We start from the raw sequence: 12,802 nt of genomic DNA, 5'->3' as shown, positions 1-12,802 counted from the left end.
TTTTATTCACCTAGCTTTTTCCTATATTTTCTTTCTTTAGTTCTGGCGATATTTCATGCTTATATTTGCCATATTTATAAAATAGGAATATTGAGAATCCGATAGAAATTATACCAAATATAGTATATACAATAAATCCAAGTGCAAAACCAATTTTCCCGAAAATTGTCACAACATAAGCTAACGCAGGTGGAATAAATAAGCCTCCAGCAGAGCCTAAACCCCCTACTAAACCAGATGCTCCACCAACAGCATTTTTTGCATATTTAGGTAGTAATTTAAAGACTGCAGCATTAGCAATTCCCATACCAATAGCCATAACTATTTCTCCTATAGTACTTAAAATTAGATATCGAGAGAATATCATTATCAGACTTCCAAATGTAAGAATTCCATACGAAATAATAGCTATTTTTTCACCACCATATCTATCTGACCAAAATCCCCCTGGAACTCTAAACAATGCTGTTAGTAATGAATAAACTATTCCAGTTAGTATTCCAGCTTCAGTTATAGTGACACCTATGAATTCAGTCCAATATGTAGGAAGCCACTCAGTTAAAGCCTCAAATCCACCAAAACTAATAAAATATAATATTACTAATAACCAAACCTGCCATAATCTTGCCGCATTCTTTAATGTTTCTTTTGCACTAGTAGGAAAGATTTCTTGCCCAAGTTCTTGAGAAATACGTTTAGCCTCAGTATCCGAATAACCCTTCTTAAGCAGTTGTTGATAATAGTTATCACTACTTACAAAAAGGAATATTATAGTTACTACTATTAAGAACAGCCACCAGCCTAAATACGCACCTATTAGGCCGAGAGTTATTAAAGCATAAGGTATAATCGCGGTAAAAATGCCTGGCGCAGTATTCCCGAAACCTGCATAAATTCCTAAAGCAGTTCCTTGCTCACGTTTAGGATACCAGTAAGATACATAAGTTGTTCCAGAAGAAAATATTGAAATACCTGTCCCAGCTAATGCGCCAAATGATAACAATAATTTATAAGCCAAAGAACTCGATAAAGATGCAATATTTTGTAATGTCAAAATTATTCCTGTTACTCCTATAATTGAAATAAACAGTTGTAACAATATTACTCTTTTACCTCCCCATGTGTCTACTAAAGCTGAAAAAGGTATTCTAAGAAAAGCTCCAGTTACTAATGGAATCGCTACCAGCCAACCTACTTCCATAACGCTTAAATGTAGAATGAATGCTAACTTATGAACCGTAATACCATATAAGGCTACAGCGGCAAAACCTGCAAAAAAAGCAATTGTAGCAGAGAGAAGTCCTATCCTTTTGTTACCTTTTACGTAAGCCATTATCCCACAAGCAATAATCCTCTATAAGAATATATTAACAAAGTGCCTAATAATTTAGGGATACATTTAAAAACATTGACGTACTATTTTGGATAATAAATATTATGTGTTGTATATGACATAAAAAAGGTATAATGTATATTAATATCCAGAATGTTTGATATTTGTATGAACTTTCTCATATATATATATAAAATGAACATATTTATACAATCCTCTAGGATCATGAACCCATTTGATTTCTAAGGAAAATGAGAGTTCATTAATGAAAGACTATATTTTAGTACTCTAAGATCCTTGTTCTACATAATTCCTTTTACCAAATGTTGGACTAGTGAGATGCAATGTAGATGGTTAGCTATCAGTGTAAAAACATTTGATAGTGAGGAGAAACCATTCATAAAAGAAGCGGGGAAATTAGTAATAACTAAGCCTATACCTTCGATGCCGATTTATTTTTGGGAGATGAAAACTATAAGTGGTATAAGGAGAGTTACTTTAGCTTATTCCCTAATGTATGGTGGCACGGAGATTGGATAATGATAACAGATAGGGGTACTGCAATAATCTACGGTAGATCTGATTCCACGATAAAAAGGAAAGGAGTTAGAATGGGTACCTTAGATATATACAAGGTAGTTGAATCAATTCCAGAAGTTCAGAATAGCATGGCAATCGAAGCTTATGATAACCTTATATTATATGTGGTACTTAAGGGAAATTTAACTCTTGACGAATCACTTAAACAAAAGATTAAAGATAAAATGAGACAAGAATTAGGCCCCTATTTCATACCAAACTACATTATACAAGTTCCAGATATACCTTTAACGTTAAACTTTAAGAAACTTGAAGTTCCAGTTAAGAAAATATTAATGGGGTGGGATATTAATAAAGCAGTGAGAATAGACTCGATCTCTAATCTTGATGCCTTCTATACGCTTATGGAACTATCTAAGCCAGTAATTGAAGAAATTAAAAGAAAAAAGAATGTGAACTTTTATTAAGAACTTACTCTATAATTTCTCTTTTATGAAATACTCCTTATACTGTTCTCTCAATACCTTTTTATCGAACTTACCAGTACTGGTTTTAGGGATGGAATCCGTAAAAATTATTTCGGGTAATTGCCACTTTGCTAATCTCTTTAATAAATGTTCTAAAAGTTCTTCCTTAGTTATGTTACCCTTATACTCTGGTTTTACAACGACAAAGGCTAAAGGTCTCTCTTGCCATTTAGGATGAGGGACGCCAACTACTGTAGCCTCAAGAACCTTAGGATGAGCCATCAAGAAGTTCTCCATATCTACGCTTGATATACACTCACCTCCGCTCTTTATAAGATCTTTAAGCCTATCTGCTATCTTTATATAACCGTACTGATCTACAGTAACAGCATTTCCGCTTTTCCACCAAATTTCATAACCATCTCCTATGAAAGATTCGAACGTTCTTGGGTCATTATAATATTCTTTAACCACCCAAGGCCCTCTCTCTAAAAGTTCTCCAATGGTTTTATTATCCCAAGGTATATCTCTTCCATCTGGAGTTACTATTTTTCTTTGTATCGGAAATACTGGAATTCCTTGCTTGGATTTTAACTCCTCATATTCCTCCTGACTTAATCCTAAATAGTACTTTATTACGTTTATATGGGATAGTGGTGTAGTTTCGTTGACCCATAACCGTGTATTACCTCTATTCCAAATTCCCTAAGTCCCCTTATTAAGGCTAAAGGAGGCTCGCTTCCGCCTATAAGTACTTTCAAATTGTTAAATTTAGGCTTATCTTTTAGTGACGATAAATAGTTATGAATTGCTATCCAGAGAGTTGGAACTCCATTAGATATTGTGATATTTTCGTTTATAAGCAGATCAATGATAGGCTTTAAGTTATCTAAACCGTATTGCCCAGGAAATACTTGCTTAGCTCCAACAATGGTAGCGGTAAAAGGCCATCCCCAGCCGTTTGCGTGAAACATAGGAACTAACTGTAAAAGCGCGTCATTAGCGTTTACGGGAACTGCTTGAATTACTGCCATAGAATGTAATACTATGGACCTATGTGAATAATAAACTCCTTTAGGCATTCCAGTAGTACCGGAAGTGTAACAAGCAAAACAAGCGGATTTCTCATCGATTATAGGGAAGTCGTAATTTGGAGAACTACTTTTAAGTAAGTCCTCATAATGGTAAACTTTAGAAATCGTGGAAAATCACGCCAGTGATTCCACAAACCTTATATAAACATAAGTCCTTCTTCTAGGAATTTCGCTTTCTTTTTCCCTTCTCTTTATATTTTTGAGATATTACCCTACTTTATCTAAATAATACTTGACGACTTTCCTTAACGCTCTCCTCATAATTTCCTCCAAAGTCGGAGTTGATATTCCCAATTGCTTTGCTAATTCAGTTAAAGTTACTCTCCTATCATCATCAAAATAACCCATCTTGTATGCAAGTTTCAATATTTCCATTTGTCTATCAGTTAAGTCGTTACTGCTTATTTCATAGATGCTTAAGACTGTAAACTTTATCCTTTGACTAGTAAGATTAGCTAGAAACTCCTTAAAGGCTATCGTATTAGGGACCAAAAGCGTATAGAGTAATGTTCTCTCTTTTATTACTTTTATTTTCTCTACGATAACATTTGAAGAATAGAGAATCTTACATACTGAGCATCCCTTAGTTTTAACCCATACTTTGCTATCATTAAACTTTAAGACTTTGATACTATGGGACTTAAGTTTAATTAGATCATCTTTTTGGACCTCTTTTTCGAAAAGGACTATGTGATCAGTTGTATTATCCCCGAGTTTAACGTTGTCAACAGTTGCTTTAAGCCCAGTACTAGATATTACTCCCATAACCTCACAAGGGTGATCTTCAATCAAGATTGTTACTTCGAACGGTGATTTTAACATCTAGTAATTAATATCAACTATTCTTTTAATATCTTTTTCTCTAGATACTCCTTTAACGCAATTGCATTATTATACGGTGATTTGGAGGCGTAAAGTAAGGTAATATTTTCGCCCTTTCTAATTAATTGTAATAAAATACTCATCTTTGGATTAGCATCTAGTTCCTCAAAATATTTCCTTTTGAACTCATCCCATTTACTGGCATCATGACCGTACCGTTTTCGTAACTCATCACTGGGTGCTAAATCTTTAAGCCATAAATCCACCTTATTTTTGCCAATTCCTCTTGGCCATAATCTATCCACTAAGACTCTTAGTCCGTCATCTTTCTCTATTGGATCGTAAACCCTCTTTATCTTAATCATAATTTAAACTTCATTAGTGGTTTAAAAAACAAAAACGCTAACAGATTAGGTTTACAATAGTGAAACCTTTATTGTAGTTCAACCCTTATTGGCTTATTAGTTATATGTTGTAATCCAATATGTGTGAGCATGCTAGCAGCTCTTCTCCTTTTTTCATGGCAAACTGGGCATTCATATCCATCTTCCTTTACTATTGGCTTATACTCAGAGTGCTGAAGTACCTTGTGCTGATAGTAAAGGGAATTGGAATTGAATGTTTCTCCGCATACTTCACATTTTAAAACTATACGTTTAACCATAACATAATTCCTCTCTGATATATAAATAACCAGTACCTTATTACTTAGGGGTGCTATATAAATTTTCTAAATGCATAAAAGAAAAATATATGAATGAGAAGGAAAAAGGCGAATGGAAGGAAAAGATAATTCAAGGTTTACACGAGGTTTATGATCCTGAAATACCAATAGATATAGTTAACTTGGGATTAATCTATCAAGTGAACTACCACGCCCTAACGGACGTGGCTTCCTGCTTCATAGCCGAGGCTTGCCAAAGGTAGAGGTCTCAGCTCCACAGGCACTAAGGGTCGTTCCGACCCCGATCTACTCAGAATATTAAGAGAAGCATTATAATCACGGTCTACAGTCCAACCGCAGGAAGGACAGACAAACACACGATCAGCCAAAGTCAAGTCCTTCTTAACGTAACCGCACCTAGCACAGATCATTGAAGTAAAAGCAGGATTAACAAAACGAATCTCCTTACCATACTTCCCAACTTGATATTCCATGACACTCCTAAGCTCATGAAAAGCAACATCGTGTAACCTCATCCTCAGCCTTCTGAGAGACTTACCCACAAGTTGCTTAACATGAATATCCTCCATTACGAGAACATCATAATGCTCAGCAAAATACTTCCCCAGTTTCATGCACATATCAATCCTCGGGTTCTTCAAGTGCTCATAAGCCCTTGCAAGCTTAATCTTTGCCTTAAACCAGTTGTGTGACAAGAACTTCTTCCTTGAAAGAGCTTTATGAAGCCTCTTCATCTTGTTGAGTGCCTTCTCGTAAGGCCTTATGTTTGGCACGTATTCCCCGTCAGAGGTAGTGAGAAGTTTCTCTACACCAACGTCCACAGCAACAACTTTGTTTGTCTTGGGGAGTTGAGGATACTCTTGATCCACAACGAAAGTGATGTACAATCTGCCTGAAGGTGACAGCTTGACTACTACTCTCTTTACCTTGTCTAGCGGGAAATCCCTATGAACAACGACGTTGAAGATACCTAGGTTTGAAAGCTGAAGCGTCATTACCTTCTTCTTGTTCTTCTTGCTTTTCGTCCTTATTTCTCTCACCTTCATGACTTTCCAACCTGACTGAGGGTATACTAGTGAGTACCACTTGTGTGCTTTCTTTTCCTTGGGGAAGTGTGCTAACCCTTCGAAGAACCTCTGTCTAGCGTCGTAGAATCTGTCTGCGATCTGTTGTAGTGTTTGGGAATATAGATGTTGATATTGTTTATCCTGTTTTCTTAGATCGAGAGCTAGTTGTCTCAACTCCGTCTTAGTGAGTCCTTTTCCGTCTCTCTCATGAAAATAGATGTCTGCCCAACGTAGGGTGTTGTACACTTCACACGCTAACCTCAATTGGGCTTTTAACGCCCTCAATGTTTGTTCGTCAGCGTAAGCTCTAAAGCGTAACCCTACGTCAGACATTAATAGAATATTTGAAAAAGAATTATTTAAATATAAGGGGGCTATCCATCCCCTCCCTCACGGAAGGGGTCTTTCGCCCCCTTAACCCCCGTAAAGTTAAAACAAACGGAGGAGTTATTGAAATCTAATGAGATTGAAGGAGCGAAAGATAAAATAAGGGAGTTTATGAGAGTACTTTTAGAACACGATGGTGCTGAAGAGGGGAGTGTGTATCAGTTTCTTGAATCATTATCCGATGAGGAACAAGCTAAGTTAGTCTTGGAAGATATAGAGTTAGCGGAACCACCTAGTGATTGGAAATGTCACGCAATCACCTAATAGCTTAGGTGTTTCGTATAAATCCTTAGTCTAAAAGCAAGAAACGTATGAGATTACCACTTTTATTGATGATTACGGGGATATTACTGCTTTTACTTGGAGGAGTACCAGCAGTATTTGAGTTCATGAGCATGCAAGGGTTCTTCATAGACCCTACGGAGTCATTATTCCCAGCTCACTGGTTTATAATGATATATGGCTTTTTTGGTGCTTTAATAGGAAACGAAGTATTGGTAGCATTAAGTGTCGAATGGAGTGGAAAAACTGCTGATAATAGGCTAATAGCAGTTTATTTATCGTCTGTGATCTTAGGTTCAATTTCATTCCTTTTCCTTAGTCAACAATTGGGACTTATTTTTATCCTACTTAGTATGGGAATCCTCCTTTATCATTCAAAGGAATACTTAGGTGTATCAAAAATAGGCTTGTCACCTACAACCTACAATTGGTTACTATTTTACTCTATCATGATATCATCTGCTATAGTAGCGTTCCAACTTGGATTGGGATATACAATACCTTACATAAACCTAATATTCCCTGCTAGCATGAGTTTGGCAGTGATGGATAGAGATATCGCCCTTGTAACTGGAGTAAAAATTGCTAGACATTGGAAAAACGTATTGGCTTTCATACTATTAGCTATTGGGATGGGAATTTACCCTAATGGTAGTATTTTAATGATTTTAGCGTGGATTTTATCGTTTCACGCTTCTGGGTTATACAGATTTAAGGGAAGGAGGTATCCGATTCTCCACTTGGCCACTGCTTGGATATATCTTTTGATTGCGTCAATATTAGTTTTCAATTATGATATATACATCCACGCAATAGCAGTGGGTTTTCTCTTCAACACAGTATTTGGAGTTGATGTAGTACTGATGGATTTATTTGTCAATGCCTTCAATAGAAGGATACATGTGAAGCCTTCATATATTCCATTTATCTTGTTAAATGTTGGCTTAATAATGAGGTTCTTGTACGATTTCGGATTATCAATACCAATTTTTTATTGGCCTCTCCATTACAAGGAATTGGAATACTTTCATTTTTTGTATTAACACTTAAACAAGTGGTGATGGCTAAATGAATAGAGGTAAAGTTAGAAATCATGCGTTATATTTCCTAGGAGTACTCACTTATGTAGTTGCTCTACTACCGTTCTTCAGTGTTAATTTAGTAAAGGCATTGGTACTTATTCCAATAATAGCTTACACTTTACCTATAATGGAATATTTACAACCTAAAATTATGTCCTTAAAGATAGGATATAAGGACATTCTGTTAATGATACCTCCGATTATCCCTTATGTATTTCTCCCTTATAACGAGATAAGGATAGTCTACGTTTTGATACCGTTAATGCTAATGTTACTCACATTCACATTATATCTTACAAAATACACTATGTGGGGAAACGTAATAGGTACTGCATTTGAAGCATCTATATCGATTGTATGGGGATTATTCATTAATAACCCTCTCTTCCTTATACCATCAATATACTGGCTTTTCTACATTTTTACTGGTGCATTATATGTGGAATATAAGATACCATATAGGAAACTAGATAAGAGGGTTGTACAGATAAGTTGGGTAGTCTCATTAGTTCTACTAATAGTGCTGAGTTTAAATAACCCAATCACTCTAATAACGTTAATTGAGCCGTCAACTAGATACCTAATACCGGGAGAAAAGCTGAAATCTCCTAAGGAAATAAGGGAATTAGGCAAGAGAGGATCAAAGAAGGATATACTCTTTGTAGTGTTGTTAACGATAACTTATACTTTATCAAGAATATTTCTTACCATCTAGCTTCTATAAGGGAAGTATTTGATCTGAGCAAAACTTTCGCTGTTGTTACCTTTTTCCCCACTTTTCCCTAAGCTAAATGACTAAGCATTCTACCTTTTGGGTGTCTAACTTGAGCCTAAGTTAAAGCTAATTGTAAATATCAGAGTACTAGTCTATTAGAAAAATTGGATGACTTATAAATACAATCGACACTAAATATATTCAGAGAAAGTAAGAAATAACTCGATTAATAGGATAAGAGGTGCCAAATTAAAAAAATTTGCATATATAAGAAGTTTTAGAAACCTTAAGGAGAATCTTATATTATGTCTCAAGAGGTTAGGATTGCAAAGACGTTAGATGCTAGGGGGATGTATTGCCCCGGCCCAGTTTTAGAACCTGCAAAAGGCAATTAAGCAAATAAATGTTGGTGAGGTTTTGGAAATACTTGTAACTGATCCTGCTGCGAAACCTGACATTGAAGCGTGGGCTAGGAGAACCGGAAACCAAGTAGTTGACATACAACAACAAGGAGGAGTAACGAGGATATTAATTAAAAGAATGAAATAGTTAGGAGTAGCTAATTATTGATTTCCTTTTTTTATACCATTTTCTTTAAATTTCGGTATTAGATTGATTGGATAAGATTGCCTTATATTCCATTTGTCAGTCTTAAATGGTTCTCCATCTATTGTAATTACTCTTTCAGCTACGATATCACGATATTTACATTCCTTGCAACTTCTCGTATCGCAATCGTTGGTAAGGAAGAACTTTATCCATCCCTCAGGGAACTTTGTATTGTCTATCTTCACTTTAGTTAGTACAGAATAGGATGATGGCCCATTAACCATCTGAATAGCCTTTGTTGCCGCTCTCCCTTGAGGGTAGCTAACAAGATCTAAGAGATCTCCTTCATACCTTCTCTCGGCAAAAGCCTTAACCACGTTCAATATCCATTCTGTCTTTTTATTTCTCCCAGCGATCTTAAACCTATTTATCCCTATCTCCTCGTAGTATTTTATATCCTCTGGCCTAATCCACCTACTCCTTATCAAATTTACTGGATCGTTTAAGACATCAGTTGCACAATGATTGTCCCTCCCTCTTTCCCATCGAGCTGAGGAGGGGCATAATTAGCATTACTAAGAGATACTAAGAAAAAATGAGGTATTAAACATTTTTACAAAGGAGGCTATTTATTCTCACTAGCGAGGCTTTTTATCCCTTTAAACTACTATTTTTGTAATCTTTGGTGGTTTGTCATATATGACAAATTTATATTAGCAGAAGCGTTATACTATATTGTGAATGATGAAGAACTACTTAAGGTAATGTCAGAATGGAACTTCTGGGGAAAGGAAAGACTTAACCTGGGAATAGAGAGGAAATGTTATATAGAGAGAATAATAAAACTGCTAAACAGCGTGAAAGTCATAGCAATTTCTGGGGTTAGAAGAGCTGGGAAGTCCTTCATTGCAAGGCAAGTACTGAATAGATTAATAGAAAATGGAGTAAACCTTGAAGATACTTTAATTATCAGACTCGACGACGAGAGACTGATAAACCTTAACTATGAGCTACTTCTGAAGATGTAAACCTTTATCTAACTTTCGTAAAAAAGGATAAGAGTAAGCCTACTTATATTGTACTAGATGAGGCACAAGAGGTTAAAGGTTGGGAGAGATTCGTTAGAGGATTAGAAGAAAGATGCGAGGCAAAGATAATTGTTACGGGATCGTCAGCAAAGCTATTGAGCTCAAAGTTTACAACTCTACTCTCTGGAAGGCACGTTGAAGTTAGAGTCACTCCTCTCTCCTTCCGTGAGGTGCTGGAATTTAAAGGGATAAAAATAAAAGATGTACTCGAATTCGCTGAAAACATGGATAGGATAAAGAGAGAACTGATAGAGATGATTAACTATGGCGGATTTCCGGACGTTGTACTTAATCCAGAAGTTAGGGCTGAGCTTATTCACTCCTACTTTGACACTATTATTGTAAAAGATGTTGTTAATAGGTATAAACTTAGAAGGGAGGAGAAGATAAGGACTCTTGCAAAGTTCTACATTTACTCCTCTGCCTCTAAAATAACTTACAATAGCGTATCTAAGTTCCTTAAAATCCCAGTAAAGACCGTCGAGAGGTATTCCGAATATCTTGAAAAGTCATTCCTAGTCTTTTTCCTAAAGAACTATTCAATATCTCCTAAGGCCATAGAGAATTCTCCGAGGAAAGTTTACGTAATAGATAACGGCTTTCTAAAGTACTTTTCTACCGCATCTCTTGGAAGGGCTTTTGAGACCTTGGTAGTTCAGCATCTATATAGATATGCTTTGAAGAGATTTTATGAACTGTACTATTGGTCTTCTGAGAACTCCGAAATTGACGTTATTATAAAGAGCGGGAAAAAGATCCTTCCTATACAGATAACTTATGAACTGAATAATGAAAATGAGGAGAGAGAGTTGAAAAGCTTAAAGAAGTTTAAGAAATATGCTAGTTATGATAATTCGCTTGTGATTACGTTTGAGCAGGAAAGAGAGATAGAAGGAATTAAAGTTCTCCCTGCATATAAGTTCCTCCTTAGCCTAGATGATGTACTAGACTCTTTAATAAGCTAGAACTATTTGTACATAGAAGGTTAATATTCTTGCTTGTATTCCCCCGTTTAATGGTAAGCCTTATCTTATGAGCCTTTCTTCTAAGATTCTAGGGTTTTCATTACTTTTCTTTACTTACTTAGGGTTAAGAATTCCGATTCTATCGTGTTAATAATGCTGGTTTTCATAAGTCTTCTTACGTTATCGTTACTGCTTCCAAACTTTGCTCTTCTTGCCTCTCTATTCTCCAGTTTTGAATAAGTTAGCTTGAAGCGTTGGGTTAATACTTATTATGGCTTGATTATGCTCTTGAATTAAGGATGAATTCTATTATCTGGTTTCTAAAGGTAATTATACTAGTTATTAGATTAATAAGTTTCACGACTTACTTGAGGAAGGTATAAGTACGGAAAAGTTTCCTCATCTCTAGTTTATTATCTATTATAAGTTTTGTCTCACAATAATATAAGTTTTTCCAATATTTTTGAATGAAGCTATAAGTCCGTTGCAGCTATTATGAAAAAGACTATAAGATAATTGATCCTTAACTGCTATATTTCTCGTTGAATAGCTTTAAGTAAAGTACTCCGCTCAGGGCCTGAAGGATCCCTCCTATCTCTAATGGCAAAGGTACACTTAGATCCATTAAATACCCTCCTAACCCAGAGCTCATGTTAGCTATTCTCGACGCTAAGGACTGAAGGCTTGAAGCAGTACCGTAATCTTCTGAAGATATCCCCCTAACGTTAACCACTGTCCTATTAGGTGAGCCAAATCCCATACTAAGTCCCCTTAATGCGAATATGACTGCTGAAAGGGTGAACCATGGAGATAATGCTATAAGGGTTATGGTAAGCCCATTTATTATTCTAGTAAAAGAAGCGAAATTAAGTATGTTTCCCCTAATTTTCGTAGCTAAATATGAGCCTAAGGATGATAAGGCGAAGTTGAGTGTAAACACTTCTCCTATTTCCGTATTTTTAGCGTGGTAGTATAGTGAGAAAAATAGGGATAAGAAGGGAACACTCATACCTACACCTAACGAGCCTATAGAGTTTGCAGTAATTACTTTAATTAGGTATTTTAGGCTACTCTTCCTCATTATTTTCGAACCCTTAGGAGGTCTTCTCTCTTCCCTTATTGGAACTATTAAGAGAAGAGAAGTAAGAAGCATTAAGAATGAGAGGAAGAAGAGGAACTTGTAATTACCTATTTTCCCAAAGGGTAAGTAGTTAGTTAAGGAAAGCATTAAGCTTCCTCCCATTGATGATATGGATGAAACTGAGGCTAAAGCTCCCATTTTCTTAACTCTCTCAGTTTCGTCTCTCCAGTTAGATACTACTAGTGCTGTTAGACCGGGAGAGAATAGACCTCTTAATCCAGAAACTCCTCCGGTTATTCCGGCAAATATTATTCCTAGAGCCGTTATCAAGGAAGAGGGTGATATTAAGAGAAGTAAAACCCCTAACGTTGAGATTCCTTCAGCTATTATTAATGATTTCTTATATCCTTTTCTATCCCCCAACATTCCTAAGGATACTGACATTATTGCAGTATAAGCGAAAGTACCAGAAAAGGTCAAACCTATTAATAAGGGTGAGAATCCTATTTCCTTTAGGTAAAGCGGTGAAGCTATAGAGATAAACACTAATCCCACGCTCCTTAAAGCTCTGGAGAGTAGCAATTTTCTGAACATTGGGTTATGTATTAGTAAATAGGGGATTAAGTTTATCCCCAATTCTAGTGC

9 protein-coding genes and 7 pseudogenes are annotated in these 12,802 nt (G+C 36.0%); 8 read left to right on the top strand and 8 right to left on the bottom strand.

The window, feature by feature from the left end; genetic code table 11:
* Positions 1–10: 10 nt before the first annotated feature.
* Positions 11–1,333: an MFS transporter gene (locus D1866_RS09095; protein ID WP_152939239.1), complete on the bottom strand. Its 1,323-nt coding sequence runs from the start codon at positions 1,331–1,333 to the stop codon at positions 11–13.
* 339 nt (positions 1,334–1,672) lie between these two features.
* On the opposite strand from D1866_RS09095, the gene D1866_RS09090 reads away from it, so the two are divergent.
* Together D1866_RS09090 and D1866_RS09085 are read left to right on the top strand one after the other, a co-directional pair.
* A complete protein-coding gene (locus D1866_RS09090) occupies positions 1,673–1,873 on the top strand; it encodes a hypothetical protein (protein WP_152939237.1) in 201 nt (66 codons plus the stop codon).
* Entirely contained in the window at positions 1,873–2,340 is a 468-nt protein-coding gene (locus D1866_RS09085) for an AMP-binding enzyme (RefSeq protein WP_231136301.1), read from the top strand. Before D1866_RS09090 ends, D1866_RS09085 begins: the two co-directional genes overlap by 1 nt.
* Before the next feature lie 9 nt (positions 2,341–2,349).
* Here the strand turns inward: D1866_RS09085 and D1866_RS09080 are convergent.
* The 4 genes and pseudogenes from D1866_RS09080 to D1866_RS09065 form a co-directional block, all read right to left on the bottom strand.
* A pseudogene (locus tag D1866_RS09080) lies at positions 2,350–3,539 on the bottom strand (AMP-binding protein); the annotation flags it as partial.
* 102 nt (positions 3,540–3,641) lie between these two features.
* Complete coding sequence (locus tag D1866_RS09075) at positions 3,642–4,256, bottom strand: helix-turn-helix domain-containing protein (RefSeq protein ID WP_152939235.1); 615 nt, start codon at positions 4,254–4,256, stop codon at positions 3,642–3,644.
* A gap of 17 nt (positions 4,257–4,273) precedes the next feature.
* Positions 4,274–4,621 carry a DUF488 domain-containing protein gene (locus D1866_RS09070; RefSeq protein WP_152939233.1) on the bottom strand — a complete coding sequence of 116 codons (348 nt, stop codon included), beginning with the start codon at positions 4,619–4,621 and terminating at the stop codon, positions 4,274–4,276.
* Between the two features lie 68 nt (positions 4,622–4,689).
* Complete coding sequence (locus tag D1866_RS09065; protein ID WP_152939231.1) at positions 4,690–4,920, bottom strand: C2H2-type zinc finger protein; 231 nt, start codon at positions 4,918–4,920, stop codon at positions 4,690–4,692.
* A gap of 89 nt (positions 4,921–5,009) precedes the next feature.
* Here D1866_RS09065 and D1866_RS09060 point away from each other — a divergent pair.
* A pseudogene (locus D1866_RS09060) lies at positions 5,010–5,126 on the top strand (iron-sulfur cluster assembly protein); the annotation flags it as partial.
* A 9-nt stretch (positions 5,127–5,135) separates the two neighbouring features.
* Here D1866_RS09060 and D1866_RS09055 read toward each other — a convergent pair.
* Positions 5,136–6,341 carry an RNA-guided endonuclease InsQ/TnpB family protein gene (locus tag D1866_RS09055; RefSeq protein ID WP_152939228.1) on the bottom strand — a complete coding sequence of 402 codons (1,206 nt, stop codon included), beginning with the start codon at positions 6,339–6,341 and terminating at the stop codon, positions 5,136–5,138.
* A gap of 90 nt (positions 6,342–6,431) precedes the next feature.
* On the opposite strand from D1866_RS09055, the pseudogene D1866_RS09050 reads away from it, so the two are divergent.
* From D1866_RS09050 to D1866_RS09035, 4 genes and pseudogenes are all read left to right on the top strand, one after another.
* A pseudogene (locus D1866_RS09050) lies at positions 6,432–6,659 on the top strand (hemerythrin domain-containing protein); the annotation flags it as partial.
* Between the two features lie 47 nt (positions 6,660–6,706).
* Positions 6,707–7,749, top strand: a pseudogene (locus D1866_RS09045) (nitric oxide response protein).
* Positions 7,746–8,474: a hypothetical protein gene (locus D1866_RS09040; protein ID WP_152939226.1), complete on the top strand. Its 729-nt coding sequence runs from the start codon at positions 7,746–7,748 to the stop codon at positions 8,472–8,474. Before D1866_RS09045 ends, D1866_RS09040 begins: the two are co-directional and overlap by 4 nt.
* 305 nt (positions 8,475–8,779) lie before the next feature.
* Positions 8,780–9,023 (top strand): annotated as a pseudogene (locus D1866_RS09035) (sulfurtransferase TusA family protein).
* Between the two features lie 14 nt (positions 9,024–9,037).
* On the opposite strand, the pseudogene D1866_RS09030 reads toward D1866_RS09035, so the two are convergent.
* Positions 9,038–9,544, bottom strand: a pseudogene (locus D1866_RS09030) (U32 family peptidase); the annotation flags it as partial.
* A 216-nt stretch (positions 9,545–9,760) separates the two neighbouring features.
* Here D1866_RS09030 and D1866_RS09025 point away from each other — a divergent pair.
* A pseudogene (locus D1866_RS09025) lies at positions 9,761–11,076 on the top strand (ATP-binding protein).
* Between the two features lie 523 nt (positions 11,077–11,599).
* Here the strand turns inward: D1866_RS09025 and D1866_RS09020 are convergent.
* Positions 11,600–12,751, bottom strand: a complete 1,152-nt coding sequence (locus D1866_RS09020; protein ID WP_152939224.1) for an MFS transporter — start codon at positions 12,749–12,751, stop codon at positions 11,600–11,602.
* Positions 12,752–12,802 lie beyond the last annotated feature (51 nt).

Origin of the sequence: Acidianus ambivalens (assembly GCF_009729015.1) — an archaeon.
GTDB lineage: Archaea > Thermoproteota > Thermoprotei_A > Sulfolobales > Sulfolobaceae > Acidianus > Acidianus ambivalens.
This window is presented reverse-complemented; position numbering and strand designations above follow the sequence as displayed.

Bases quoted from the DNA above. Each gene is read 5' to 3' on its own strand.
- D1866_RS09090 (WP_152939237.1), top strand. From the start codon at position 1,673: ATGCAATGTAGATGGTTAGCTATCAGTGTAAAAACATTTGATAGTGAG.
- D1866_RS09040 (WP_152939226.1), top strand. From the start codon at position 7,746: ATGAATAGAGGTAAAGTTAGAAATCATGCGTTATATTTCCTAGGAGTA.
- D1866_RS09055 (WP_152939228.1), bottom strand. From the start codon at position 6,341: ATGTCTGACGTAGGGTTACGCTTTAGAGCTTACGCTGACGAACAAACA.
- D1866_RS09020 (WP_152939224.1), bottom strand. From the start codon at position 12,751: ATGTTCAGAAAATTGCTACTCTCCAGAGCTTTAAGGAGCGTGGGATTA.
- D1866_RS09065 (WP_152939231.1), bottom strand. From the start codon at position 4,920: ATGGTTAAACGTATAGTTTTAAAATGTGAAGTATGCGGAGAAACATTC.
- D1866_RS09075 (WP_152939235.1), bottom strand. From the start codon at position 4,256: ATGTTAAAATCACCGTTCGAAGTAACAATCTTGATTGAAGATCACCCT.
- D1866_RS09070 (WP_152939233.1), bottom strand. From the start codon at position 4,621: ATGATTAAGATAAAGAGGGTTTACGATCCAATAGAGAAAGATGACGGA.
- D1866_RS09095 (WP_152939239.1), bottom strand. From the start codon at position 1,333: ATGGCTTACGTAAAAGGTAACAAAAGGATAGGACTTCTCTCTGCTACA.
- D1866_RS09085 (WP_231136301.1), top strand. From the start codon at position 1,873: ATGATAACAGATAGGGGTACTGCAATAATCTACGGTAGATCTGATTCC.